This is a genomic window from Vibrio sp. ED002 (assembly GCF_023277445.1).
Taxonomy (GTDB): Bacteria; Pseudomonadota; Gammaproteobacteria; order Enterobacterales; family Vibrionaceae; genus Vibrio; species Vibrio jasicida.
This window is the reverse complement of sequence record NZ_CP080238.1, coordinates 972,884-998,495: the sequence shown is the minus strand read 5'-3', so window position 1 is coordinate 998,495 and position 25,612 is coordinate 972,884. Positions and strand designations below refer to the sequence as shown.

Sequence of the window (25,612 nt, the reverse complement as noted above, 5' to 3'; positions counted from 1 at the left end):
CTGTGATAGCAGGCTTTTTTGTTTTTTGATCACTGTCAGTGTTTGTCGACTTTTAGTGAGTTGGAGCTTTATAGAAGTGGCTTTCCACCAGACGCTGGGTAATCGCATGCTCTGGGTTGGTGAGTACTTGATTGGTTTCACCAAATTCTACTACTTCACCTTCGTGCATAACCATGACCTTATCAGTAATGTGCTTCACTATGCCAATATGCTGTGATACGTAAACGAAAGACAAGCCCATCTCTTCTTGTAATTCTAGGAAGAGATTAATGATTTGCGAGCGCATCGCCATGTCTAAACCGTTTAATGCCTCATCGGCAACAATGATGGAAGGTTGTAGAATCAAAGCACGAGCAAGACACACACGCTGTTTCTGACCTGCTGCTAGCATTTGAGGATAGAAGTAAGCATGCTCCGGAAGCAAACCCACACGAAGTAAGGTTTCTTTTACACGTTTCATGCGTGCGTCTGGTGGCATGTTCGTGTTTCGCTTTAACGGACCTTCCAAGATTCGACCAATCTGAATGCGCGGATTCAATGAGGTATTTGGATCTTGAAAAATCATGCGGATCAGCTTACAACGCGTCGAATAGTCTTTGTGTTCTAAGCGCTCACCATTAACGCGAATCTCCCCAGAGCTTGGTTCGACAACGCCAGCAAGCATGCGCGCTAACGTTGACTTGCCAGAGCCATTTTGACCAATAAAGCCGATAGTTTGTCCAGGCTCTAAGGAAAAGCTCACCGGCTTAACTGCTTCTTTGACTGTGCGTTTAAACAGACCAGAGCGCGTGACGAACTGTTTCGATAGGTTATCGACTTCAAGCAACGCACTCATGAATGTTTCTCCGTATTCAGTGGGAAGTGACAGCTAAATTTATGGTTTTTGATACGTTTAGTATGTGGAATTTCGACGCATTGCCTCTGAGCATAAGGGCAACGAGGTCCTAAGCGACAACCGATCGGCAGATGCTGAAGTGGAGGGATAGAACCCGGTAGAGATTGCAGCTTTTGCTTGTGCGGAATCCAGTCGTTAAAGTCAGGCATGGCTTTAAGCAGTGCCGCAGTATAAGGGTGCTTGGGAGCGGCGACCAACTTTTCTGTATCAGCCGATTCAACGGACTGCCCACAGTACATTACCGTAATGCGATTTGCCCACTGAGTAATAGTGGTTAAGTCGTGACCAATCAGCACAATCGTTGTGTTGTTGAGTTGGTTCATGCGACTCAGCAAACGCAGAATTTGAGATTGAGTAATCGGGTCTAGATCGTTGGTTGGCTCATCAGCAATCAAGATTTTTGGCTTGGTTGCAATCGCCATCGCAATCATGACTTTTTGACATTCACCATCGGTCAACTCATAAGGATAACTGCCCATCAAACGACGGTGATCTTTGATACCCACTTTATGGAGTAGGGCAACTGCTTGTTTCCTGCGCCACTTGAAGCGCTCCCACCATTTACCTTCAAACGATCGAGAAGGGATGGATTCAATTAACTGTCTTCCGACTTCTTCCGACGGATCCAAACAAGTCGATGGCTCTTGGAAAATCATCGCAATGTCACGTGCAATCACACGACGGCGCTCTTTTGGCGTTAGCTGAAGCAGATCAATATTGCCAAGACGCATTCGGTCTGCGGTCACTTTCCAGTTGTCTTTACAAACACCCACGATAGCCTTTGCAACCAAACTCTTACCGGAACCAGATTCACCAACCAGACCACGAATTTCACCTTCATTCAAGGTAATGCTCATGCGATCAACGGCTTTGACTAAGCCCGATGGTGTTTCAATTTCAATGGTTAAATGTCGAATATCTAATAATGGCATTATTCGATCCCCGCATTGAGGGCTTGGCGTACACCTTCACCCACTAAGTTTAGAACAACAACGGTAAACATAATGGTCAGACCCGGTAAGGTAACGGTCCAAGGTGCGATGTATATCAGTTCAACAGAGTCACCCAAGATCGCACCCCATTCCGTACTTGGTGCTTGTGCGCCTAAACCTAGGAAACCAAGCGCAGTGATATCTAGAATGGCGACCGAGAGTGCCAGGGTTATTTCTGCAGCGATGACTGTTAATACGTTCGGTAGAATCGAGTTCCAAAGCAAGTAGAAGTCGTTAGCGCCATCCAAACGGGCAGCCATGATGTAGTCTTTTTCGACTTCGGTGTGCACGGCGATGTAAACCGAGCGGATAAAGCGTGGAATTAAAGCCAGACAGATCGCCAAAAGGATATTGAACTCACCAAAGCCCAAAAACGCCACAAAGATAATCGCCAGCAGTAATGATGGAATGGACATGACTGTGTCGAGCAAGTGGTTAAGCGTACTGGATAACAGACCTTTGGTCATACCCGCTAACACACCAATAATACAGCCGATGAATGCGGCAATAGCAGTAATTGCTACGGCAGCACCAAAGGTGAGCTGAGAGCCCATAATTAAACGAGATAAGATATCGCGACCTAGGTCGTCAGTTCCTAAAAAGTAATCGACGGTTCCGGCTGGCGCCCACGAAGGCGGCACTAACAATTCGCCAGATTGAGCTTGTGGATCGTAAGGCGCTAAAATAGGGGCCAATATGGTGATTAAGACAATAAAGCCAAGGCACCAAAGACCAAACATTGCCAAACTGTTTGCGCGGTAACTGCGCCAGAATCGTTCAAACTGGGTTGGAATGCGCTCTTCCTGATAAACGTTATTTGTTAGCATACCATTCCTTTCTCACCAGAGGGTTAATCATGGCACCAATCAGATCCGATAGGATATTGGCGGTTAAAACAAGCGTCGCTAACACCATGACACCTGCTTGGATGGAAGCGTAATCTTGATTTGCAAGTGCATCCAATAACCAACGTCCAATGCCCGGCCAGTTAAAGATGGATTCTGTGATGATCGCCAAGGTAATCATGCTCGAAAGCTGAACACCAACTTTTGGGATGATAGGCGGAATCGCATTCCGAAGAACGTGTTGAGTGACGATCTCACGGTTGGATAAACCTTTGATTCGTGCGGCGCGAATGTAGTTTTGACTCATCACTTCTGCCACTGATGCACGCATCAAACCAATGACTTGTGTTGTTGGTGTCAATGCGAGAACCAAACAAGGCAGGATCATATGCTCAATCACGCTTTGTAACGCGTGAGCACGGTATTCACCTTTGGCCATAAAGGCATCAATAATTGCAAAGCCTGTTACGTGGTCAATTTCGTAAAGTAAGTCATAACGACCCGCCACAGGGAATACGTGGTATTGCAGGGAGAAGACCATAATCAGCATCAGGGCAACCCAGAAGATTGGCGCCGAATACCCTGACATAGAGACAAATGAGATGCTGGTGTCTAGCCACTTGCCTTGTTTCATGCCTGCTACGGTCCCCAAAGGAATACCAATTAATAGTGAAACAACGAAGGCGAAGAAACACAACTCTAACGTCGCAGGGAATACGACCGCGAGCTCAGCATAGATTGGGTTCCCATTCTTACTGATACCAAAATTAAGATGTGAAAGCTCAACAAGGTAGCTTTGCCAGCCTGACCAAAACTCCACGTTTGCCCAGTGTGATGTCGGATCAAGACGTAGCAAAGAGAAGCCCACTAAAGTGAGGATCATCAAAGTGATGACAAAGAGATTAAGACGTCTTACGGCGTACCAAAACATTAATGAACTCTCTCAACTTTATCAAAAGGTTGTGCATTGAAAGGGCTCGATTTAAAGCCTTTCAACGATTTATCGTGCACACGGAATTGAACGCCGTGAGCTAATGGAATGACAGGAAACTCTTCATTGAGAATATTCTGCGCTTGGCGATACAAGTTTAAACGATAACGTTGTTGCTCGGTTTCTAATGCCAGATCCAACAAGAAATCGAAGTCGTCGTTACACCACATGGAAACGTTAAGGCCAACACGTTCAGATTCACAAGAAAGCAGAGGGCGGAAGAAGTTATCAGGATCGCCCGTATCACCAATCCAACCTGTTAGCAGTAAGTCAACATTATTGATGTTTTCGAGCTGAGTCCGTTCAAAGCGATCATCGGTTAGTAGTCGTACTTCGACGCCGATATCAGCAAAGTTCGCCTGAATCAACTCCGCGGTTTTACGTGGACTTGGATTGAAGGCTCTAGGTTCTAGCGGCACCCACATGGTTAATTGCAGACCTTTCTCATACCCAGCTTCTCGCAGCAACGCCAATGCGTAATTACGATCATAACGGATCTTCACGCTGTCTTTCTGGTATGCCCATGAGTTCGGCGGCAGTAGTGTATAAGCTTGAGTACCCGTGCCGTAATATACGGAATCAAGGATATTTTGGCGGTTGATAGCAAGGTTGAGAGCTTGACGAACTCGTGCATCTTTCAGTGCCGGATGACCAGTATTAATCGCGATAAAAGAGACGTTATTAGCAGGCGTTGCGGTTAATTCAAGGTGCTCGGTTTCTTGTATGATTGGAATTTGGCTAGAGATTGGCGAAGCAAGTACATCACATTCATTGCGTAATAGTTTTGCCAACGTGCCAGTACCACGATGTGAAATATCAAACACGACCTGTTCCATTTTCGCCGGCGTTTTCCAGTATTTAGGGTGACGCTCTAAACGAATCAAATCATTCACTTGGTATTCTTTTAACTGGTAAGGACCGGTACCGATAGGTAACAAGTCAATTTGTTCTTTTTCGTCTTTGGCCGCAAGTTGTTGCCCATATTCTGCTGACAGCAGCACGGCGTGACTGGTGGCAATATTGGCTAAAAAGGCAAAGTTAGGTTGAGAGAGAACAAACTTAACGGTGTGGTCATCAAGAGCAATCACATCTTGCACGAGATTTTGGAAGTCTAAACCTGCAAACCATGGATAAAAACCACCACCGACGTCGTGAAACGGATGGTCTACATCAATGATTCGCTTAAAGCTGAATACCACATCTTGTGCATTAAATGGACGAGAAGGGGAGAACCAAGGAGTTTTTTGAAATTGCACGTCCTGCTTTAAGTTAAAGGTGTATTCCGTACCTTCCTCATTTACAGACCACTTTTCTGCAAGGTTTGCAACTGGTTGGTGAGATTTAGGATCGAGTGTAAGCAGCGTATCGTATAGCTGAGGGCTAAGTGCTTCGGCAGTGATGCCGCTGTCAATGAGCTGAGGGTTAAACGTGGTTGGCTTACCCTGCCCACAAAACACAAATCCATTCTCACGAATATCATTGTGATCGATTTCGTCACCACAAGCGGTGAGTAAGCTAATCCCGATAAGGCTCAGCGATAGTTTGATAAAAGCTTTCATAATATGAAATGGTCATTGGATCTTGCTTGTTTCTATGCGGTTGAAGGCGAAGAGTGACAAGCGAAAATGATCCCGCTAATTTATCACCTTTGCTAACTCGCTCCAAATACAAAATCGTTGAGTCGCAGGGTGTTAGATCAAATTACCGCATCATTTACTGATAATGACCAAATTTGCCTCTTGAGTGCTCGCTACTATGTATTATTCCAGTCGTCATGAAGTTCCGCTCAAATCCCCTACTTCGATAAAGGGGGCTGTGTTTTAGTATAGTGAGCGATTTAAGGATGATGCCATTCACGTCAAAGACTTAGCTTTGTCCAACCAATCCGTATTTTCTTACCATCCCCCTAAGTTGATGGTAACTGAGTCCAAGTAAGTCCGCTGCTTGTCGTTGATTAAATTTGGCCTCTTCTAATGCGCGGTTAAGAAGAGTGATGTCTTGTTCTTCTTGCCACTGCTTATAATCCAGCGGGAAGTTAATTGTTGGACCAACATGAGGTTGCTCCGTTTCCTGCTCTCCTTGCTCTGCAGAATGACCAAGTGCGTTTTCCCAACCGGTTTCAAATGGATTAAACACCAAGTACTCGATTGGATCGGCATTGAGTCCGTGGCGATAAATAGCTCGCTCTATTACGTTCTTGAGTTCACGCACATTACCAGGCCAAGCGTAATCTAATAGAGACTGTTGTGCTTCTTCTGTAAAGCCAACAAAGTACTCCAGTTGCAATTCACGACACATTTTTATGGCGTAGTGCTCGGCGAGAGAAAGAATGTCTTCTTTGCGTTCTCGCAAGGGTGGCAACATGATCACATCAAAGGCCAGTCGGTCGAGCAAGTCCGCGCGAAAATCACCGCGCTCTGCCAATTGTGGAAGGTCAGCGTTGGTAGCACAAACCAAACGAACGTCTGCAGTTAATGCGGTATGGCCGCCTACACGCTCATACTCGCCGTATTCGATTACTCGCAATAGTTTTTCTTGTACCAAAAGCGGGGCTGTCGCGAGTTCATCGAGGAAAAGCGTGCCCCCTTCAGCCCGCTCAAAGCGTCCCTTGTGTTTCCCTTTCGAACCAGTAAATGAACCAGATTCATGGCCAAAAAGTTCAGAATCAATCAAGCCTTCGCTTAATGTCGCACAGTTTAGAGAAAGCAGTGGCTTATCCCAACGTCTTGATAAATAGTGTAAACGTTGTGCTATGAGTTCTTTACCTGTGCCTCGTTCTCCGATTATGAGGACCGGTCGTTCAATCGGCGCGATTTGTGATACTTTATCTAACACAGAGAGAAAGGCGGGTGATTCACCGATTAGGTTCTGCTTCATAAAGTCCTTCTTATTTTTTATCTGACCATGATTTACAGTATTGAAGTTGGTGAAATTTACCAACTGTTGGTAAAAAACATCATAGCATATCAGTGTGCTACAACAACAAAATGATTAACTCGTTGTTTAGTAAAGGAAAATAAAGTTGGCATGCTACTTGATATAGGTAAAGGGAGACACAAGGTAAATGACCACCTTGTCGAGTTTAAATAGGAAGAAAGAGGAGTTCCGTTATGGGTATTTTTTCTCGTTTTGCAGATATCGTTAACTCAAACATCAGTGCATTGCTAGACAAGGCGGAAGATCCTGAAAAAATGATCCGTCTTATCATTCAAGAAATGGAAGACACACTTGTTGAAGTGCGTACCAACTCGGCTAAAGCGATTGCAGACAAAAAAGAGTTGGCTCGCAAAGTGGAAGCACTAGAAGAGCAAATTACTGAGTGGGGCCAAAAAGCGAGCCTTGCACTAGTAAAAGAGCGTGAAGATTTAGCGCGTGCCGCTTTGATTGAAAAGCAGAAACTTGAGCACGTAATTAAAGGCCTTCACACTGAGCAAACACTCGTTGAAGAAACCATCGAAAAATTGACAGGTGAAATCGGTAAGTTGGAAGCCAAAATTACAGAAACTCGAGCGAAGCAACAAGCGCTTGCGATTCGTAACCAAACGGCTTCTAACCGACGTGATGTTCAAAAACAATTGCACGCAGGTCGTACAAACGAAGCGATGGCAAAGTTTGAACAATACTCTCGTAAAATTGATGAGATGGAAGCAGAAGCGGATCTTTACGCAAAGACTGGTAATGCTAAATCGTTAGACCAAGAGTTTGCAGAGCTGCAAGCACAAGATGAAATTGAAAAAGAGTTGGCAAAACTGAAAGAACAGATGTCATCGAATGATAAATAAGAAAGGAGCCATTCATGTCGACATTTATTATTACTGGACCATTGATTGTCTTTTTAATCTTTGTCGCTCCACTATGGCTCTTCTTACACTATCGCAGCAAACGCAAAGCAGATAGTGCACTGTCGGGCCAAGATCTAGAGCGTCTTCAGGTACTGTCTGAAAAAGCGGAGGCGATGCAATCTCGCGTTGAAACATTGGAGCGTATCTTAGATGCAGAATCCCCAACGTGGAGACGAAAGTATGATTAAACGAGAGCTGTATCGCGACCCTGTTAATGGCAAAATCTCCGGTGTGTGTGCCGGAGTCGCGAACTACTTTGGTGCGGAAGTTTGGTTGATTCGGATCGTCGTGATATCGGCAGCCTTACTTGGTGGTACTTTTCTCGTGTTGCTGGCTTATATTGCAATGACATTCATGTTGGAAAAGCAGCCCGTAACTTATACTGAGAATATCAAGTCACGCCAAGAGCATACGTTGAAGAGCAAACCATGGCAGAAAGGCCAGAGCCCAGACCAACTGTTGAGTGTTTTAGAAAGTGACTTTAGCCGCCTTGATGGAAAAATCCGTAGTATGGAAGCGTATGTCACTTCCGACGCATATCGCGTAAACAGAGAATTTAATAAACTCTGATAATTAATTATGATTTTATTGATAAAGCAGGCTTCGGCCTGCTTTATTTTTGTCTCAAATTGCTATTTTTAAAGAATTTTTTTGCTCCGATGCTCTAGAAGAACACCATAAATTCATCTACCTTAAAAGGAATGGATCTTAAATGGATGAATTAACATGAGAAAAGCGCTCATTCCAATCGCTGTCATGACGGTTCTCTCTGGGTGTGGAAAAGAGCTACCACCAGTCCCAGAACCGGAATCTCGGCCCGCTAAACTCTTTACGGTTACTGTAGGCAATGCACAGTTTGAAAGACACTTTCCTGCCACTACAGAAGCCGGAGACCGAGCCGTTCTCGCATTCCGAGTGCCTGGTTTGCTTCAATCGATCGAAGTCAATGCCGGACAAATGGTGAATAAAGGTGATGTGCTTGCCGTACTCAACCCTGACGAATATTCGCTACTCGAAAAACAAGCTCGAGCAAATTACACCCTTGCTGATGTTCAATACGAACGCTCGAAAAAGCTTCGTAAAGAGCAAGTGGTTTCGGAACAAGACTTCGATGCGGCGAAAGCCAATCACAATTCAGCGAAAGCTCAGTGGAATCAGGCCAAAGCTAACCTGAGGTACACAAAGCTTGTTGCGCCTTACGATGGCACGATTTCGTATCTGCCAGCAGAAAATCATGAGTATGTGGCGGCAAAAGAAGGCGTCATGAATATTCAAACCAATCAAGTCATGAAGGTGTTGTTCCAGCTTCCTGATCATCTACTCAGCAAATTCACACAGGGTGCGAATGCTTATGCATCAATGACATTTGATGCGTTTCCTGAGCGCGCTTTTGAGGTGACATTCCAAGAAATTGATACCGAAGCCGATCCTAAAACCGGCAGTTACAAAGTCACAATGGTAATGGAGCGTCCTGAGGGTGTTGGCATCCTACCAGGAATGTCCGGTAATGTTCATCTTGTGTCTGAAAACGCGGGTGCGACTAAAATTCCTGATTCAGCCCTGTTTACCGAAGATGGCAAAACCTGCGTTTGGCGTGTTAATGATCAAGGCATTGTTGAAAAAGTCTCGGTTTCTTTGAACGACAAGCAGCAAGTTGAAAAAGGGCTAGAGGATGGAGATCAAATCATTATCTCTGGTGTCAATGTCATTGAGCCGGGTATTAAGGTTCGTGAGTGGGTTAAGGAGCGAGGATTATAGTATGAAAGGAATCATAGCTTTAACCATGCTTTGCTCTGCCGTGTTACTTGCAGGCTGTGGTGAAAAAGGCCCAGAAAGAGAATTGGAGACCCCTCGTGTTCGTGTTGCTTCTTTAGAAGGGCAGCGCGTTGATGACAACTTATATTTTCCTGCGATAGCCAACGCTGCCGATCGTTCACATTTGAGTTTCCGTGTGGCAGGCGAGGTAAGCCGTGTTTTGGTCAAAGAAGGCGATAAGGTCATTAAAGGTGATGTCATTGCTAGGCTTGACCCAACCGATTATCAATTGGACGTAGATAACGCATCTGCGCGTTTTTCTGTGGTAGACAGCCAATATCGTCGTTCCGCACCGCTGGTTAAAAAAGGTTTATTAGCTAAGTCTCAATTTGATGAAATTGCGGCACAACGCCAAATCGCGCTCGCTGAGCTTGAATTGGCCAAGTTGCGTTTGTCTTTCACCGAGCTTAAAGCGCCAGTCGACGGCATTATTTCCCGTGTTAATGTCGATCAATTTGAAAATATTCAAGTTGGTCAATATATCGTTAACATTCACAGTGTTGATCGCGTTGAAGTCCTTATTCAGCTCCCCGATCGTCTTTACGTGAACCAACCTCCTACTGAAGAGCGTTTGACGGCAATTAATGCTGTCGTTCGTGTGCCAAGTGGCAATGAATACAAGGCGAAAATCAAAGAGTTCACGACAGAACCTGACCCTGATACAGGCACCTTTACGGTGACGCTATCACTGCCAATGCCGGAAAACGAATACATTCTTGATGGTATGGCGGTAGACGTGACATCGAAAGATGAAAAGGTGGGTCTTGAGCTTAACGTTGGCATTAACGTTCCCATTGAAGCGATCTTTAATGCCGATGGAGATGAGCTGAGCCGTGAAAATAAATTCGTTTGGGTTTTGAATGATGATAATACCGTGAGCCGCAAACAAGTGCGTGCAGGTAAAGCGTCACAAACCTCAGTTCAGATTCTTGATGGCCTAGAACTTGATGACAAAGTCGTTGTTGCTGGTGTATCCCGATTAAGAGATGGCATAAAAGTGGAAGTGGTTAAGCAGGAGGCAACGCAATGAGTGAACAAAAAAATACTGCGCCTCAAGATGATGATAACGTAACTGGCATTGCGGCCTATTTTATTCGCAACCGTGTTATCAGTTGGATGGTGTCGCTGATCTTTTTGATCGGCGGTGTGTCAGCATTCTTTGGCTTGGGACGCTTAGAAGATCCTGCGTTTACTATCAAAGATGCAATGGTTGTTACTTCTTATCCGGGCGCAACGCCTCAACAGGTTGAGGAAGAGGTAACGTATCCGATAGAAAAAGCGATTCAACAGCTGACTTATGTTGATGAGGTCAATTCCATCTCCAGTCGAGGCTTGTCGCAAATCACCGTGTCCATGAAAAACAACTATGGTCCAGATGACTTACCACAGATATGGGATGAACTGCGTCGAAAAGTAAATGACTTAAAGGGCTCCCTGCCTCCGGGTGTAAATGACCCATCGGTTATCGATGACTTTGGCGACGTATACGGTATTTTGCTCGCGGTTACTGGTGATGGGTACAGTTACAAAGAGTTGCTCGACTATGTTGATTATTTAAGGCGGGAACTCGAACTTGTTGACGGCGTCAGCAAAGTTTCGGTTTCTGGCCAGCAACAAGAGCAAGTCTTCATTGAAATCTCGATGAAGAAGTTGAGCAGTCTTGGCCTATCACCAAATACGGTTTTCAATTTACTTTCGACTCAAAACGTCGTTTCCGATGCCGGTGCAATTCGAATTGGTAATGAGTACATTCGTATTCAACCGACGGGTGAGTTCCAAAGTGTTGATGAGCTAGGTGATTTGTTGATCACGGAATCAGGTGCTCAAGGTCTTATCTTCTTAAAAGACGTTGCTGAAATTAAACGTGGCTACATGGAAGTCCCGACGAACATCATCAACTACAACGGTGAACTGGCGTTGAACTTGGGCGTCTCATTCGCTCAAGGTGTGAACGTTGTGGAAGTGGGTAAAGCATTTGATCGCCGTGTTGCAGAACTGAAATACCAACAACCCGTTGGTGTTGAAATTTCAGAAATCTACAACCAGCCGAAAGAAGTAGATAAGTCAGTGAGCGGCTTCGTTATCAGCCTAGCTCAAGCGGTTGGTATCGTAATTATCGTTTTGCTGTTTTTCATGGGGCTGCGCTCGGGTCTGCTTATCGGTCTAATTCTGCTTTTGACCGTGCTTGGCACTTTCATCTTCATGAAGTATCTGGCCATCGATTTGCAGCGTATTTCGTTAGGTGCCTTGGTTATTGCTCTAGGTATGCTGGTGGATAATGCCATCGTTGTCGTGGAAGGGATACTCATAGGTACCCAGAAAGGGAGAACGAGACTGCAAGCTGCAACGGATATTGTAACGCAAACTAAATGGCCGCTATTGGGTGCAACGGTGATCGCGGTGACGGCGTTTGCACCAATCGGTTTATCAGAAGACTCGACGGGTGAATATTGTGGCACCCTGTTTACCGTGTTGCTTATCTCTCTGATGTTAAGTTGGTTTACGGCGATTTCGTTAACCCCATTTTTTGCTGATATCTTCTTTAAAGGGCAGAAAATCAAAAGTGGTGAAGGCGAAGACAATGACCCATACAACGGTATTGTTTTTGTCATGTACAAGAAGTTCCTCAGCTTCTGTATGCGCCGAGCTTGGTTCACAGTGGTTGTTTTGGTGGCAGGTTTGGCCGCGAGCGTTTACGGCTTTACGCACGTGAAACAAGCATTCTTCCCATCTTCAACGACACCTATCTTCCAATTGGATGTTTGGTTACCGGAAGGCACCGATATTCGAGCGACTGACGATACGTTGCAGGAGTTAGAAGGTTGGTTGGCAGAACAGGACCATGTAGACCACATCACGACGACGGCGGGTAAAGGTTTGCAACGTTTCATGCTGACCTACGCACCAGAAAAAAGCTACGCGGCTTATGGTGAGATCACTACTCGAGTTGATAACTACGAAGCACTAGCCCCGTTAATGGAACGTTTTAGAGAGCATTTGAAATCTGATTACCCAGAGATCAACTACAAGCTGAAACAAATTGAATTGGGCCCTGGTGGCGGTGCGAAAATTGAAGCACGTGTTATCGGTTCTGATCCAACAGTGCTACGTACTATCGCTGCGCAAGTGATGGATGTGATGTACGCCGACCCAGGTGCAACAAACATTCGTCATGATTGGCGTGAACGTACTCAGGTACTTGAGCCTCAGTTTAATGAAAGCCAAGCACGCCGTTACGGTATCACCAAATCAGATGTGGACGATTTCCTTTCAATGTCGTTTTCGGGCATGAGCATCGGTCTTTACCGAGATGGTACAACGCTAATGCCAATTGTTGCTCGTCTACCAGAAGATGAGCGTATCGATATTCGCAACATCGAAGGGATGAAGATTTGGAGTCCAGCACAGAGTGAGTTTATTCCATTGCAACAAGTGACCATGGGTTACGATATGCGTTGGGAAGATCCAATCATTGTGCGTAAGAACCGCAAGCGTATGCTAACGGTGATGGCAGATCCAGATATCTTGGGTGAAGAGACGGCGGCAACATTGCAAAAACGCCTACAACCTCAGATTGAAGCGATCGAAATGCCACCAGGCTACTCTCTAGAGTGGGGTGGTGAATATGAGTCTTCTGGTGATGCTAAAGCATCGTTGTTCACCACGATGCCGATGGGTTACTTGTTCATGTTCTTGATCACCATTTTCTTGTTCAACTCAATCAAAGAACCTTTGATTGTTTGGTTAACGGTGCCTCTGGCATTGATTGGTGTGACGACAGGTTTATTGGCCTTGAATACACCATTCGGTTTTATGGCGCTGCTGGGCTTCTTGAGCTTGTCTGGTATGGTTCTGAAGAATGGTATTGTACTGCTTGACCAGATCGAGATTGAGATGAAGTCGGGTAAAGAAGCGTACGATGCCGTAGTTGATGCCGCGGTGAGTCGTGTGCGCCCGGTATGTATGGCGGCAATCACTACCATTCTTGGTATGATTCCTCTACTACCGGATATCTTCTTCAAACCAATGGCAGTAACCATCATGTTTGGTTTGGGTTTTGCGACCGTACTGACACTAATTGTTGTACCAGTGTTGTATCGTCTATTCCACAGAGTAGCATTACCAAAGTAACCGCTTAACTCAGTTAAGTTTGAAAAACGCCTCTGACCGATTGTCAGGGGCGTTTTTATAAGGATAAAAGTATGGAACATAGAACGTGTGCATGGGCGATGAACCACCCACTTGAACGTGAATATCACGATGCGGAATGGGGAGTGCCTGTTCATGATGACAACGTATTATTCGAGTTCATTACGCTAGAAGGCGCGCAAGCCGGCTTGAGTTGGATTACGATTCTGAAAAAGCGAGAAGGCTATCGTGAAGCGTTTGAGCGCTATGATTTAGAGAAGTTGATTCAACGCGATGAAGAGCGTACAGAGTTCATCGTTGAGAATTTCGATGTGGTCAAGCATCGCGGTAAAATCAACTCGGTATTTAGCAATGCCAAAGCGGCAAAGCAATTGATTGAAGAATACGGAAGCCTTTCCGCTGCGCTGTGGCAATTTGTTGATGGCAAGCCAATCGTGAATCACTGGACAGATATGAGCCAAGTGCCAGTATCGACAGAACAGTCCAAAGCGATGAGCAAATTCCTTAAAAAGAAAGGATTTAAGTTTGTGGGCGAGACGATTTGCTATGCCTTTATGCAAGCCGTAGGCATGGTCGATGACCACATTGTTGGTTGTCCTAAGAAGCCTAATTAGACATCGAACTAGTTGTTCGCTTCACTATCATGAATTCTCTCTAAAGCTTCCACGCGACGCCATTGGTTTTGCTCGAAGCTTTGTTCTCTTAATCCGGCGATTTCTGTTTTCTTTTCTTCTTCGCCGAGGAAATCATTGTTGATGATCTCCGCTCGTTTCTCTAAATACTCGTTGAGTGATGCATTAAACGAGGCTCGTTGTTCATCCAGAGCTTGTAGTCGTTCGGCGCCTTCTTCGCCCACCAAATCAATACGAGCCAAATACTTCTCCTGTGCAGTCATTTCTGAGGTCTGATTTAGTTCAATCACTAGCGCGTTGTTGCGTTCACTTTGTTGAATGTAATCAGGTTGAGAGGCGAGGTTTTCTTCGAGTATTTGTTGTTGAGAGTCAGCGTCTAATTGGGTTTCCCGAATGGCGAGTTTATCTATTGCTAACTGACGTAAGCGATTTTCTTCATCGAAAAGTTGAGCGATTTGTTCGTCAGTAAAAAATTCGCTCTGCATCGACAAGATGGCGTTGTTCAGTTGTTTCAACTCCATCAATGACAATGAATTTCCTTCAAACGGTTCTAGCTTGGATAACGCTTCTTTGTAGGCGAGGTAAGTTTCGAACAGTTCTGCGTTGATACCCAGTGAATTTGATTGTGATTCGCCGGTTTTTACGTTGGCTTTGATTTCTTCAAGGCTTTGCTCCCCAAGACTGCTCAATGAGTACTCAAAGAAGTCTTTCTGGGAGGAAAGATCAACTGTAGTGTCTTGTTGTGAATGCGCCTTTATTGGCTGCGCTGACTGATGTTGATACAAATAAACCGCTCCTACACTAATGAGTGATACAACGGACACAATGACAAGAGCGGCTTTCTTCATGATAAGTTCCTTTTTATAGACCTTGCAGTTTCAGGCGATTTGCATGCTGACGATACAGTGTGACTGGGTCAGTTTCGAACAAGTGATGAATACCAAGCAATCCGTTGATTTCATCCAGATGATTCATCTTGTAGTTGTCTCGAATCACCTTACCTAGGTGAGTATTGCATGCCCCGACAAGGCCATCGTTCGGACCATCAAATGCTAAGCCTAAGACGACCATTGCGCCGTCAGTAGGGTCAAATAGATTGGTAAAGTTCGAAGAGCCCGTCCATGAGTAGTAATACACGCCATTCGATGCCAACAAATCACCATCTCCGCATTCACTGGTAGGGATACCTTCCGGATAATATTGGTTGAACGCCAAAGAACCTTCGGTGGTTAGAGCTTCTAAAGAGGCCAATGGATCTTGGTCGAGGTCTGTACCACCAGAAAGTAGGTTAATCAATGTCACGAGCCCTTCTGCCAACTTCACAGCCACGCCTTCACTGATAGAGCCTTCAGGTACCGTACCGCGCACAATATCTGCAACTTTAGAGCCCTTATTTACTCCTCCGATACTGGTAACGGATGCTACTAAGTCTGGGCGTATGGAGGCGACATAACGTGTTGTTGGACCACCGTGACTGTGTCCAATCAAGTTGACCTTCTGTGCGCCTGTTGCAGCAAGCAGCGTTTCAACCTGTGCTAATAGCTGCTCACCGCGAGCTTCACTGCTGTTGGTCGCAGACACTTGGGCAACATAAACCGTTGCGCCATCTTTGGTCAGAGAGTGTGGGATGCCATAGAAGTAATCGACACCGGCTAAGGTATCAAAGCCAAACAACCCATGAACAAGAACGATGGGATATTTAGTCTCCGTGTACCCACTGGCGTTGGCAGATGCAAAGGGTAGGGTGCTTAAAACGAAAAGCATTGTTGTTATGAATCTGAGTTTCAAAACGATCTCCTTGTGGTATGACCTCTTGTGAGTTTTATAAAATAGGAGATAAGTTTTGCGGTTGAGAAGTTCGTTTGTGGCACATTGTTTTAATCTGTGATTACTCAAAAGAAAATCAACAGATATGATTAACATTGAATTTATGAATATTAGAATGTTAGTTAATTCTAATTAAGACAATGGGTTAGTAACTCTGTAATGAGCGGCAAAAAAATAGCCTCGCAGTACGAGGCTATTTAATAATTGTTCTGAATGCTTATAAAGAGGCTTCTTTTTCTAGTACGAGTGCGTTGTATCGCTCGAAGCCTGCTTCAAGATCGGCAATGAGATCTTCAACATCTTCAAGACCGATGTGCAGGCGGACAAGTGTGCCTTCGAAGTTTGGATTCGCCACTGTGCGCAAACTGTTAAAGCTCTTTGGTTCGTTAGCTAAAATCAAACTCTCAAAGCCACCCCATGAGTAACCCATGCTGAAGTGTTTCATGCCATCCAACAATGCTGTGGTTGCTTTCGGGTACGAGCTTTTTAATATGAATGAGAACAAGCCATTCCCACCAGTAAAGTCGCGTTTAAAGAACTCATGACCTGGGCAGGTTTCTAGGGCAGGGTGACGAACGTGATCGACTTCAGGGCGGCTTGCCAACCACTGTGCAACTTTCAGGCTGTTCTCTGCATGCTGGCGTAAGCGAACATCCAAAGTACGAATACCGCGCAGACCAAGATATGCGTCATCAGGAGAAACGCATTGTCCCATAAGGTAGCTTTGTTCACGCAGCTGGTCCCAGTATTTCTCAGACGCAACCGCCGTACCCAGCATTACATCTGAGTGACCAACAATGTACTTGGTTGCTGCTTGGATAGAGATATCAACACCGTGCTCGAATGGTGAGAAATTCACACCGGCACCCCAAGTGTTATCAAGCATTACGATGATGTTTTTTTCGTGTGCAATGCTTGCTAAAGTCGGAACGTCCATGACTTCCATAGTGATAGAACCCGGAGACTCAAGGAAAAGTACCTTGGTGTTTGGCTGAATTAGGTCGCGGATACCTTCGCCTATCATAGGATCAAAATAAGTCGTTTCGACACCCATTTTTTTCATAATGGTATCGCAGAAATCGCGGGTTGGTTCGTAACAAGTATCCACCATCAAAATGTGGTCGCCGGTTTCGATAAAAGACAGAATCGCATTCGAGATTGCGGCCGTGCCACAAGGGTAAAGTGCACAGCCAGCACCACCTTCGATTTCCACCATCGCATCTTGGAAAGCAAAGTGAGTATTCGTACCACGACGTCCGTAAAACAGTGTTTTGTTGGTTCGGTTAATCATTGCTTGGTTCTTTTCAGCAACTGTATCAAACACGATAGTTGAAGCTCGTTGTACTGGTGGGTTGACCACGCCATTCGTCCACTTCTTATCACGGCCTGCAGTAACGAATTTGGTCTTTTTGCCCTCTGACATAAAATTTCCCTGTCTAATTTACGATTTTCAATATTTAAAACATGGACGATGGGTGGTTTGCAAGGGAAAACTTAACTTCAAACGACTCCTCCGAGGATAGGTCGAAAAACAGAAGCATTGATTGAATAAGAAAAAGAAAACCGACAGTTTATGGCTGTCGGTTTTCGAGGAAGTTTTGTTATTTTGGGTATTTGCTACAGCAATGGATTAAACAGGTAGAAAACACGCTCTAAGAAGCGAGAGAAAATACTGCGTTTTTCCCACTTATCTCTATCAACGGTATGGGACTGTTTGATATAGCTGTCTTGCAGCCACGACATCTGTTTTGTGAACTCTTCATCATCGACAGCCAGTGTTACTTCGAAGTTAAGCCACAAACTGCGCATGTCCATGTTTACGGTACCCACCAAACAGAATTGCTCGTCAATCACGACTGATTTTGTATGCAGTAACCCGCCATAGAATTCGTAAATCTTCACCCCAGCGACGAGCAACTCGTCATAGAATGCCCGCGAAGCCCATTGAACCATCATAGAGTCATTCTTGTGTGGGATGATAAGTTCTACTTCGATGCCGCGCTGCGCGGTCATTTTCAGAGTCTCCAATAGATCGGCACTTGGCACGAAGTAAGGCGTGGTGATTCTGACGGAACGATTCGCTTGGTTGATGGCTAATGTGAGTACTTGGTAGATCAAGTATTCTGGCATACCAGGGCCAGACGGCACCACTTGGATTGGATGCTGAAACTCGTCTTCTTTATTGTCGATTCTACATTCTGGATGCTTAGGAAAATAACGCTCACCAGTTTCTACTTCCCAATCCCAACAATGAATAGCGCTTAAAACATTTACCGTCGGTCCAGTGACTCGCACCATAATATCGATCCACTGCCCAACCCCACTGTTCTGCTTGAAAAAGGCGGGGTCAACCAGGTTCATCGAACCGGTGTAAGCGATCTCATCATCAATCACAATGATCTTACGGTGTTGGCGCAAATCCAAACGACGAAGGAAGATACGCCACATTTTTACTTCCAACGCTTGCACAACATCGATGCCTGCGTCTTTCATCATTTTATACCAATGACTGCGGAAGAAGCGTGGACTGCCCGCTGAATCGAGTAGCAGTTTTACGTCTACGCCACGTTTAGAAGCGCGAATCAAAGCCGAAGCAACGGCGTCAGCTAAACCACCGGGATGCCAAATATAGAAAACCATGCGAATACTGTGTTCAGCATTCTCGATGTCTTCGATAATCGAGTGGAGAATTTCGTTAGGCGATTGTTGTAGAGAAAGCGTGTTCCCACTTAATGCAGGTAAACCAAGACGATTGTTGCACAGCTCATCAATACGATAGATATGGCGTCCCATTGCTTCAGGGACATGCGCATTGCAGTCATTTAACTGAGTGAACCATCGCTGGAATGGTGAAAACATCTCTTTTGCGCGTTCTGCACGTTTGCGGCCGAGGTTGAGCTCACCGAATAGAAAATAACAAGCGACGCCAAGCACTGGCAGAATATAAATGATCATTAGCCATGCAAGAGAAACACTAACAGCGCGACGTTTTAATACGACACGGATCGTAACACCTGCAACCAAAAACCAGTAAAGGCCGATGCCAGTTAGAGTGAGAAAATGATAGAACTTGTCCATAGTCGCCAAAAGTAATAAACCCAATATGGATATTAAGCGTAAATGGCGGAACGGGAAACTATTTTCATACCACTAGAGGAGGATGATTTTGTATCGTGAAATGAATTTTATAACGAGACGTTCTGTTACTAAGGTGTGAAAAGTTGGAGTAAATCTTAACTTTTGCGTAAAAAAGCAGCATTTAGCGTGAACAATGATACATTTGTGCGATAAATGTGCTGATCGGGGTTCCAATTTTAAATTGAAACTGCTTTACTTGCCATACATAGAGCGTCATACAAACATCTTATAAAGTGTACATTATTTTTTACACGAACATATTCTAGACGCCTATCTCTATGCAAACACAACAAAACATTTTGGAGAAAAAGCGTGGCTACAAATACAGCAGCACCACGTGATACGTGGGGGTCTAAACTAGGCTTCGTCATGGCAGCAGCGGGTTCCGCTGTCGGTTTAGGCAATATATGGAAGTTCCCTTACACAGCAGGTGAGAGCGGCGGCGGCGCGTTCGTAGCAATTTACCTTTTATTCGTTATTTTTATCGGCTTTAGCGTCATGCTGACAGAATTCGCTATTGGTCGTAAGACAGGTCTTTCAGCAGTAGGTGCGTTCAAATCTACTGACCGCCGTTGGACGTTTACCGGTGTTATCGGCGTGCTAAGTGGTCTACTAATCATGGGTTTCTACCCTGTAGTAGGTGGCTGGGCGCTTGCTTACATCTTTAAAGTAGGTGGTGGTCTACTAAGTGCTCCTGAAGCAATTGGTGACAGTTTTGGCGGCTTCATTTCTGATCCAGTCCAACCGTTAATGTGGATGGGTGTTTACCTGTTCCTTAACATCGTTATCGTTATGAAAGGTATTTCTGGCGGTATCGAAAAGGCTGGTAAAATCCTCATGCCTCTTTTATTCCTTATCCTGATCGTTGTATCAGTGAAAGGTCTGATGCTTCCTGGTGCAATGGCGGGTCTTGAGTTCCTATTCATGCCAGACTTCTCGAAAGTAGACAGCAATGTCGTTCTAGCGGCGCTAGGCCAAGCATTCTTCTCTCTAAGTCTAGGTATGGGTTGTATGATGACTTACGGCTCTTACCTGAAGAAGAAGGAAAACTTAGTTCAAACTACCGGCATGGTTACGGCAATGGACACAGGTGTTGCAATCCTAGCGGGTGTAGCAATGTTCCCAGCAATGTTCGCATTCGGTATGGAGCCAGCAGCAGGCCCAGGTCTAGTATTCGTCGTTGTTCCTCAACTGTTTGCTGAAATGGGCGGCGTAATTGGCCTTCTATTTGCTCTGATGTTCTTCATTGGTCTAACAGTAGCAGCGCTGACGTCTTCAGTATCTCTGCTAGAAGTAGTGGTTTCTTACCTAATCGATGAGAAAGGCCTGAAGCGTTCTACAGCAGTACTGTCTGCGAGTGTCGTAATGGCAACACTGTGTGTGTTCGCATCGCTATCACTTGGTGGTGTTGGTCCGACACTATTCGGTACGGGCGCATTTGATATCTTTGACCTACTAACGGATAAGATCTTCCTAGCGGTTGGCGGTATGTTGGTATGTATCTTTGCTGGCTGGCGTCTAAACCGCGCTGAACTAGAGAAAGAGATCACTAACGACGGCAAAGTTTCTTTCCCACTATTTGGTCTATGGTACAACCTAGTTAAGTACGTAATCCCAGTGGCAATCGCAATCGTAGCCTTCATGGGTATCAAGTCTGGTTTCGACAGCGGTAAGGGCGAAATCATGCTGGTGGGTATCGGCATCATCGCACTGGCGGGTATCTTCTCTAAGAAGTTATAACCAAATAGACTTTGATTGAAAACGGGAACCTTAATCGGTTCCCGTTTTTTTATATTCATAATTTATAGGATTGAGAAAACTCATATTAATAACGGGTAGTAATTGTGAGATCGCTCGCATAGAGATGTAGATCACAAAAAAATGTACTCAAGTTGCAGAGGTACGTTCCGATAACCCTTACAAAGCATGTGTAAATATGTGGATTAACCAGTAAGAAAATCCATGACAACGGTAAGGAAGGTTATTAGTGACAATGTCTGTTCGTAAAAAACTGTACGCGAGTTTTGGTGCCATTTTGGCGATCATGCTAGTGATGATAGGGATTATTACATTAGAAGTATTGAACTCGCACAAAGTGGCTGACGAGGTGAGAACGGACGATGTTCCTGAAACAGTTCAGTATCTAATTCTGATCGATGAGGCCGGTGATGTTTATCGCGATGCATTAGGAAGCATTGTTGGTGTCTCTGGCGCTCAGGCTGAATATCAAGTTAATAAAAAGGAGTTTGCAGCAGCGATTGCTGAAGTTAAACGTTTGGAGACGGTAGGTGGTGAAGATTACCGTAACGTTGAGAAAGCTGAGCGTTACATGAGCGATTTTACACGAGACTTTGAATCCCAAGTTCTGTCCAATCTCGGCTTAGAAAATGTTGAAGAGAATGTCGCGCGTCTTCGCTCACTTTATGAAACGAATCTAGCACCGCTTGAGTCTATCCTAGATGCTGCATCAATCGACGGTCGTCAAAGTACTAGTGAAGCTTTGCTTGATCTTTCGGATTCATTTAACAGTATCGAATTGACGATTTATGTGCTTGGTTCGATAGCACTTGTTGCCACTGCTGTTATCGCATACTTGTTGTCTAATTCGATTACCAGTCGCTTGAGTAAATTGGATGAACTGGCGCAGCGCGTTGCAGAGGGTGACCTAACGGTAGCGCCTATCGACGATAAATCAGGTGACGAGCTAGCAAACCTCGCGACGTCTTTGAATAAGATGCAAGCGTCTTTGACCAGTCTTATTGGTTCTATATCGTTAGTATCCGAAGAAGTGAAGTCCGTGACTGGAGAATTGGCTACCGTCAGTCAAGATATTGTCTCCGGTGCAAGCAGCCAAGCGGACAAAGCGCACTTGATCGCGACGGCGTCAGAAGAGCTAAGTCTGACCATTTCTCAAGTAGCAGAGCAGGGCGCAGCAACCTTTGAAGAGGCACGCAAGTCGGAATCAACCGCAGAGCAAGGGCGTACTGTTATTGTTGAGATGGTTGAAAGCATTCAGCAAGTATCACAGCAAATGTCGGATATGTCGGTGCAAATGAACAGCCTAGGTTCTCATGGCGAGAAAATCGGTGCGGTTATCAAAGTCATTGAAGATATCGCAGAGCAGACGAACCTTCTGGCATTGAACGCGGCGATTGAAGCGGCACGTGCAGGTGAGTTTGGTCGTGGTTTTGCTGTGGTTGCAGATGAAGTTCGTGCTCTTGCTGAACGAACAACAAAGGCAACACAAGAGGTTGGTGAGATCATCCAAGCAATTCAAGTCGGTACTCAAGAGGCGGTGACTTACACTGAGGATGGCTGTCGTTTGGTTGAAATTGGCGTGAGTCAAAGCTCAGGTGCAGTGAACTCACTGGAGGAAATCGTTTCTGGTGCGGCGCATGTTCAAAGTATGGTGAACTCAATTGCGACTGCTGCAGAAGAGCAAACCGCTGTAACGAAAGAAATTGCCGCGGATATTACGTCGATCAGTGATATTTCAGCTCGTTCATTACAACTAGCGAATGACAGCTCTCAAAGTGTTGAGGGCCTGAATCGTAAAGTTCAAGAGTTGGAAGCTCTAGTGGGTAAGTTTAAGCTCGCCTAATTGCTTAGAATCGGTATACTTCTGGCTCCAAACGTGGAGCCAGTTTTTTATGTTCGACATTCTACATACCCATCCAGATTTTCTGATCATCAATAAACATCCCAACGTCTCTGTTCATAAAGACGATGGTGACACTATGTTGCTTCAAGAAGTAGCAAAGCAGAGTGGTGATGAGCAGCTGTATCTTATCCACCGTCTCGATAAAATGACTTCTGGTATTCTACTTCTCGGCCGCAATGCGAAAGCAGCAAGCGCCTTATCTCAAGCATTTGCCAATCGCGAAGTCGAAAAGTTCTACCTTGCGATTGGCTCGAAAAAGCCTAAGAAGAAACAAGGGCTAGTAGTGGGTGATATGGAACGCTCTCGTCGTTCCTCATGGAAACTGGTGAACAGCAAAACGAATCCCGCGATTACCCAATTCTTTTCCCTCGCTGCAGAGCCGGGAGAGCGCCTGTTTTTATGTAAGCCGCACACTGGCAAAACACACCAAATTCGCGTGGCATTGAAATCAGTTGGCTCAGGAATTGTTGGCGATCCTATTTATAATGCAGGCAATGAAGCAGACCGTGGTTACTTGCATGCATTTTCGTTGTGCTTTCCGTATCAAGATGAAACTCATCGCTTTGTTTGCGACCCGCGCGAGCATAAAGCACTTGGCAGTAAATGGCATAATGAAGTCGTCTCTCAAGGTGTAGACTCTTGGCTTTCTCCGTGGGAGCTGAACTGGCCTACGATTAAATAACCATCACAAAGAAAACGAATAAGAGAATTCGATGCAAGCATCACAACTTCCGCTGTTTTTCCAGCATCTAGAAGCGGAGCTAACACAAGCTCCCAATGAAATTCGCCGACTGTTTCACGGTCGTGGTCGCCGTTTTGAAGGTTTAGAGCAAATCACGTGTGATTGGTTACAAGGTCAGTTGATCATCAACCTATTTAAAGAAGTGGATGAGACGTTTCTTACTGAATTGAAAGCAGGGTTGAACACGCTTTCAGAATCTGCTCTGTGGGCAGAGAAACAAGGGCGTACGATCGTAATTCAACATCGCTACGCTGACGGCGCACCTTCTGAAACTCTGTTGGGTGAGCTAGATGCTCGACCTGTGGTTGAAGAAAGTGGCTTGAAGTACCAGCTAGACATCGGACGTAACCAGAACTTCGGTCTGTTCCTTGATATGCGTTACGGCCGTGACTGGGTACGTGAAAATGCGAAGCACAAAAACGTACTTAATCTGTTTGCTTACACTTGTGGCTTTTCTGTTGCTGCAATTGCTGGTGGCGCAGATAAAGTGGTTAACGTGGATATGGCGAGAGCATCGCTGTCTAAAGGTCGTGAGAACCATAAGCTGAATGGTCATAACATCAACCAAGTGAGCTTTATGGGGCACGACATCTTTAAGTCGTGGGGCAAGATTAAGAAAGCGGGCCAATACGATGTGATCATCATTGATCCACCATCATTCCAGAAAGGCAGCTTTGCACTAACCAAAGACTACAAAAAGATTCTACGCCGTTTGCCTGATTTATTGGCAGAAGGTGGTCAGGTGTTAGCGTGTGTAAACTCGCCATCGGTGACCAGCGATTTCTTGATTGAAAGCATGAAGGAAGAAGCGCCAGAGCTAACATTCCGCGAGCGTTTGGATAACCCGCCAGAATTTATGGATGTAGATAGCGAAGCTGCACTGAAGGTTTTACTGTTTAGCTGAGTTTAGATAAAGAAACTTCCGAGTTTAATAACACTTTTCCATAAGCAAAAAGCGCCTAGTACGGCGCTTTTTTAATGTTCGTATTAACGGCTTTAACCAATCTGAACTTCAAGATCGGATTCAATCGTCGAAGAGCAGGCGAGTACATAGCCTTGCTCAATTTCTTCAGGGGTCAATGTCTCTTGGCTTGTTGAAGACACGCTACCCTTGCGAACTTTACACTTACAAGAGCCACAAATACCGCTTCGGCAAGCTATGATCAGTGGTAATCCTGCGCCTTCCAACACATCAGCAAGGACTTGGCCTTTTTGAGCATCAATCGTTTGGGCGAAATCAGGCACTGACACACTCGCTGATTCATTTGATACTTCGGTTTCTTCGCTTGCTGCTGGTGTAAAGCTTTCTTGGAAGAAGTTCGCCATATCAAAGCCAAGCTCACTCAAGTAGCTTTGAACATCAAGCATAAACTGATTTGGACCGCATAGATAAACCGTGCGCTGTTTAAAGTCGGGCACCAGTTCTTTTAACCACTCGGTATTCAAACGACCTTCTGGGTATAGTGTTTCACCACGATTTTTCAGTAGCAATTTCAGATTGAAATCTGGATAAACCGAATGGTAGGTCTCTAGTAAATCAAAGTAGATGGTTTCTGGTTGAGAACGAGCAATGTGCAGGAACTCAATATCAACCCCAGCGTCTTTGCCTAGCCATTCTTTTGCCATCGCGAATACAGGCGTAATGCCACAGCCCGCACTGATGAGCAGTGCTTTCTTTCTGCCATTGATCGCGATTGGTGGGTGATCAATGCAGTTGAAATCACCCGTAGGAGGAAGCGCTTGAACCGTATCGCCAATGAGGAGCTTATCGATGATGTAGTTGGATACCTTACCGCCGTCGACACGCTTGATCGTCAGTTGCAGGCAGTCGTCACCGGAAAGAGAGCTGAGAGAGTAGGCACGAAACTCCATCTTGCCATCGATTTCAACGCCAAGGTTGATGAACTGACCCGCTTTAAATTCAAACAAGAGCGATTCTGACAGGTCTGCCAACTTGAGGCTCACTGCATCAGCAGTTTCATGGTATTTGTCTACACAGCGTAACGTGACAGGTTGACTGCCTTGCCATTCAAAAAACATAACAATCTCTTTGGTTGTCGAGTACTCAATAGATAAAAGCGCC

22 protein-coding genes are annotated in these 25,612 nt (G+C 45.2%); 11 read left to right on the top strand and 11 right to left on the bottom strand.

The annotated features are described in order from the left end of the window. Positions 1 to 52 precede the first annotated feature (52 nt). The 6 genes from ITG12_RS04665 to pspF all read right to left on the bottom strand — a co-directional run bounded on the left by ITG12_RS04665 (position 53) and on the right by pspF (position 6,600). Complete coding sequence (locus ITG12_RS04665) at positions 53 to 835, bottom strand: ABC transporter ATP-binding protein (RefSeq protein WP_038873635.1); 783 nt, start codon at positions 833 to 835, stop codon at positions 53 to 55. Beyond that, a complete protein-coding gene (locus ITG12_RS04660) occupies positions 832 to 1,827 on the bottom strand; it encodes an oligopeptide/dipeptide ABC transporter ATP-binding protein (RefSeq protein ID WP_038873632.1) in 996 nt (331 codons plus the stop codon). Before ITG12_RS04660 ends, ITG12_RS04665 begins: the two co-directional genes overlap by 4 nt. Beyond that, positions 1,827 to 2,714: an ABC transporter permease subunit gene (locus ITG12_RS04655; RefSeq protein ID WP_038873629.1), complete on the bottom strand. Its 888-nt coding sequence runs from the start codon at positions 2,712 to 2,714 to the stop codon at positions 1,827 to 1,829. The genes ITG12_RS04660 and ITG12_RS04655 overlap by 1 nt, the downstream gene beginning before the upstream one ends. Then, positions 2,701 to 3,663, bottom strand: a complete 963-nt coding sequence (locus ITG12_RS04650; protein ID WP_038881423.1) for an ABC transporter permease subunit — start codon at positions 3,661 to 3,663, stop codon at positions 2,701 to 2,703. Before ITG12_RS04650 ends, ITG12_RS04655 begins: the two co-directional genes overlap by 14 nt. Further along, entirely contained in the window at positions 3,663 to 5,282 is a 1,620-nt protein-coding gene (gene sapA, locus ITG12_RS04645; protein WP_038881421.1) for an ABC transporter substrate-binding protein SapA, read from the bottom strand. The genes ITG12_RS04650 and sapA overlap by 1 nt, the downstream gene beginning before the upstream one ends. Positions 5,283 to 5,589: 307 nt before the next feature. After that, positions 5,590 to 6,600, bottom strand: a complete 1,011-nt coding sequence (gene pspF / locus ITG12_RS04640) for a phage shock protein operon transcriptional activator (protein WP_038881419.1) — start codon at positions 6,598 to 6,600, stop codon at positions 5,590 to 5,592. A 233-nt stretch (positions 6,601 to 6,833) separates the two neighbouring features. On the opposite strand from pspF, the gene pspA reads away from it, so the two are divergent. The 7 genes from pspA to ITG12_RS04605 all read left to right on the top strand — a co-directional run bounded on the left by pspA (position 6,834) and on the right by ITG12_RS04605 (position 14,143). Continuing rightward, positions 6,834 to 7,505: a phage shock protein PspA gene (pspA, locus tag ITG12_RS04635; protein WP_038873620.1), complete on the top strand. Its 672-nt coding sequence runs from the start codon at positions 6,834 to 6,836 to the stop codon at positions 7,503 to 7,505. A 14-nt stretch (positions 7,506 to 7,519) separates the two neighbouring features. After that, positions 7,520 to 7,753, top strand: a complete 234-nt coding sequence (gene pspB, locus ITG12_RS04630) for an envelope stress response membrane protein PspB (protein ID WP_038873617.1) — start codon at positions 7,520 to 7,522, stop codon at positions 7,751 to 7,753. After that, complete coding sequence (gene pspC / locus ITG12_RS04625) at positions 7,746 to 8,135, top strand: envelope stress response membrane protein PspC (RefSeq protein WP_038873614.1); 390 nt, start codon at positions 7,746 to 7,748, stop codon at positions 8,133 to 8,135. The genes pspB and pspC overlap by 8 nt, the downstream gene beginning before the upstream one ends. Positions 8,136 to 8,291: 156 nt before the next feature. Continuing rightward, positions 8,292 to 9,323 (top strand): efflux RND transporter periplasmic adaptor subunit, encoded by a 1,032-nt coding sequence (locus ITG12_RS04620; protein ID WP_038873611.1) that lies wholly within the window; start codon positions 8,292 to 8,294, stop codon positions 9,321 to 9,323. A gap of 1 nt (position 9,324) precedes the next feature. Beyond that, positions 9,325 to 10,410 (top strand): efflux RND transporter periplasmic adaptor subunit, encoded by a 1,086-nt coding sequence (locus tag ITG12_RS04615; protein ID WP_038881417.1) that lies wholly within the window; start codon positions 9,325 to 9,327, stop codon positions 10,408 to 10,410. Beyond that, positions 10,407 to 13,511 carry an efflux RND transporter permease subunit VmeI gene (gene vmeI, locus ITG12_RS04610; RefSeq protein WP_038881415.1) on the top strand — a complete coding sequence of 1,035 codons (3,105 nt, stop codon included), beginning with the start codon at positions 10,407 to 10,409 and terminating at the stop codon, positions 13,509 to 13,511. Before ITG12_RS04615 ends, vmeI begins: the two co-directional genes overlap by 4 nt. 71 nt (positions 13,512 to 13,582) lie before the next feature. Further along, on the top strand, positions 13,583 to 14,143 hold the full coding sequence (locus tag ITG12_RS04605; protein ID WP_038881413.1) for a DNA-3-methyladenine glycosylase I: 561 nt from the start codon (positions 13,583 to 13,585) through the stop codon (positions 14,141 to 14,143). Positions 14,144 to 14,151: 8 nt separating this feature from the next. Here ITG12_RS04605 and ITG12_RS04600 read toward each other — a convergent pair whose 3' ends face one another. From ITG12_RS04600 to cls, 4 genes are all read right to left on the bottom strand, one after another. Further along, a complete protein-coding gene (locus ITG12_RS04600; protein ID WP_038881411.1) occupies positions 14,152 to 15,009 on the bottom strand; it encodes a lipase secretion chaperone in 858 nt (285 codons plus the stop codon). A 13-nt stretch (positions 15,010 to 15,022) separates the two neighbouring features. After that, complete coding sequence (locus ITG12_RS04595) at positions 15,023 to 15,925, bottom strand: triacylglycerol lipase (RefSeq protein ID WP_038881409.1); 903 nt, start codon at positions 15,923 to 15,925, stop codon at positions 15,023 to 15,025. 280 nt (positions 15,926 to 16,205) lie between these two features. Beyond that, complete coding sequence (locus ITG12_RS04590; protein WP_038881407.1) at positions 16,206 to 17,411, bottom strand: cystathionine beta-lyase; 1,206 nt, start codon at positions 17,409 to 17,411, stop codon at positions 16,206 to 16,208. 194 nt (positions 17,412 to 17,605) lie between these two features. After that, entirely contained in the window at positions 17,606 to 19,066 is a 1,461-nt protein-coding gene (cls, locus tag ITG12_RS04585) for a cardiolipin synthase (RefSeq protein ID WP_038873594.1), read from the bottom strand. 372 nt (positions 19,067 to 19,438) lie between these two features. On the opposite strand from cls, the gene ITG12_RS04580 reads away from it, so the two are divergent. From ITG12_RS04580 to ITG12_RS04565, 4 genes are all read left to right on the top strand, one after another. Next, on the top strand, positions 19,439 to 20,866 hold the full coding sequence (locus ITG12_RS04580; RefSeq protein WP_038873593.1) for a sodium-dependent transporter: 1,428 nt from the start codon (positions 19,439 to 19,441) through the stop codon (positions 20,864 to 20,866). Positions 20,867 to 21,113: 247 nt separating this feature from the next. Next, a complete protein-coding gene (locus ITG12_RS04575; protein ID WP_050568885.1) occupies positions 21,114 to 22,727 on the top strand; it encodes a methyl-accepting chemotaxis protein in 1,614 nt (537 codons plus the stop codon). A 49-nt stretch (positions 22,728 to 22,776) separates the two neighbouring features. Continuing rightward, positions 22,777 to 23,469: a TIGR01621 family pseudouridine synthase gene (locus tag ITG12_RS04570; RefSeq protein ID WP_038881403.1), complete on the top strand. Its 693-nt coding sequence runs from the start codon at positions 22,777 to 22,779 to the stop codon at positions 23,467 to 23,469. 31 nt (positions 23,470 to 23,500) lie between these two features. Continuing rightward, positions 23,501 to 24,433: a class I SAM-dependent methyltransferase gene (locus ITG12_RS04565; RefSeq protein ID WP_038873587.1), complete on the top strand. Its 933-nt coding sequence runs from the start codon at positions 23,501 to 23,503 to the stop codon at positions 24,431 to 24,433. A gap of 92 nt (positions 24,434 to 24,525) precedes the next feature. On the opposite strand, the gene ITG12_RS04560 is transcribed toward ITG12_RS04565, so the two are convergent. Next, the gene (locus ITG12_RS04560; protein ID WP_038881401.1) at positions 24,526 to 25,569 is read right to left on the bottom strand and encodes a hybrid-cluster NAD(P)-dependent oxidoreductase; all 1,044 of its coding nucleotides are present in this window, start codon (positions 25,567 to 25,569) and stop codon (positions 24,526 to 24,528) included. Positions 25,570 to 25,612: the final 43 nt, after the last annotated feature.

Coding starts and splice junctions, on each gene's coding strand:
- pspF (WP_038881419.1), bottom strand. CDS start 6,600: ATGAAGCAGAACCTAATCGGTGAATCACCCGCCTTTCTCTCTGTGTTA.
- ITG12_RS04570 (WP_038881403.1), top strand. CDS start 22,777: ATGTTCGACATTCTACATACCCATCCAGATTTTCTGATCATCAATAAA.
- pspA (WP_038873620.1), top strand. CDS start 6,834: ATGGGTATTTTTTCTCGTTTTGCAGATATCGTTAACTCAAACATCAGT.
- sapA (WP_038881421.1), bottom strand. CDS start 5,282: ATGAAAGCTTTTATCAAACTATCGCTGAGCCTTATCGGGATTAGCTTA.
- ITG12_RS04595 (WP_038881409.1), bottom strand. CDS start 15,925: ATGCTTTTCGTTTTAAGCACCCTACCCTTTGCATCTGCCAACGCCAGT.
- cls (WP_038873594.1), bottom strand. CDS start 19,066: ATGGACAAGTTCTATCATTTTCTCACTCTAACTGGCATCGGCCTTTAC.
- ITG12_RS04600 (WP_038881411.1), bottom strand. CDS start 15,009: ATGAAGAAAGCCGCTCTTGTCATTGTGTCCGTTGTATCACTCATTAGT.
- ITG12_RS04560 (WP_038881401.1), bottom strand. CDS start 25,569: ATGTTTTTTGAATGGCAAGGCAGTCAACCTGTCACGTTACGCTGTGTA.
- ITG12_RS04620 (WP_038873611.1), top strand. CDS start 8,292: ATGAGAAAAGCGCTCATTCCAATCGCTGTCATGACGGTTCTCTCTGGG.
- pspB (WP_038873617.1), top strand. CDS start 7,520: ATGTCGACATTTATTATTACTGGACCATTGATTGTCTTTTTAATCTTT.
- ITG12_RS04590 (WP_038881407.1), bottom strand. CDS start 17,411: ATGTCAGAGGGCAAAAAGACCAAATTCGTTACTGCAGGCCGTGATAAG.
- ITG12_RS04650 (WP_038881423.1), bottom strand. CDS start 3,663: ATGTTTTGGTACGCCGTAAGACGTCTTAATCTCTTTGTCATCACTTTG.
- ITG12_RS04605 (WP_038881413.1), top strand. CDS start 13,583: ATGGAACATAGAACGTGTGCATGGGCGATGAACCACCCACTTGAACGT.
- ITG12_RS04655 (WP_038873629.1), bottom strand. CDS start 2,714: ATGCTAACAAATAACGTTTATCAGGAAGAGCGCATTCCAACCCAGTTT.
- ITG12_RS04615 (WP_038881417.1), top strand. CDS start 9,325: ATGAAAGGAATCATAGCTTTAACCATGCTTTGCTCTGCCGTGTTACTT.
- ITG12_RS04660 (WP_038873632.1), bottom strand. CDS start 1,827: ATGCCATTATTAGATATTCGACATTTAACCATTGAAATTGAAACACCA.
- pspC (WP_038873614.1), top strand. CDS start 7,746: ATGATTAAACGAGAGCTGTATCGCGACCCTGTTAATGGCAAAATCTCC.
- ITG12_RS04565 (WP_038873587.1), top strand. CDS start 23,501: ATGCAAGCATCACAACTTCCGCTGTTTTTCCAGCATCTAGAAGCGGAG.
- vmeI (WP_038881415.1), top strand. CDS start 10,407: ATGAGTGAACAAAAAAATACTGCGCCTCAAGATGATGATAACGTAACT.
- ITG12_RS04665 (WP_038873635.1), bottom strand. CDS start 835: ATGAGTGCGTTGCTTGAAGTCGATAACCTATCGAAACAGTTCGTCACG.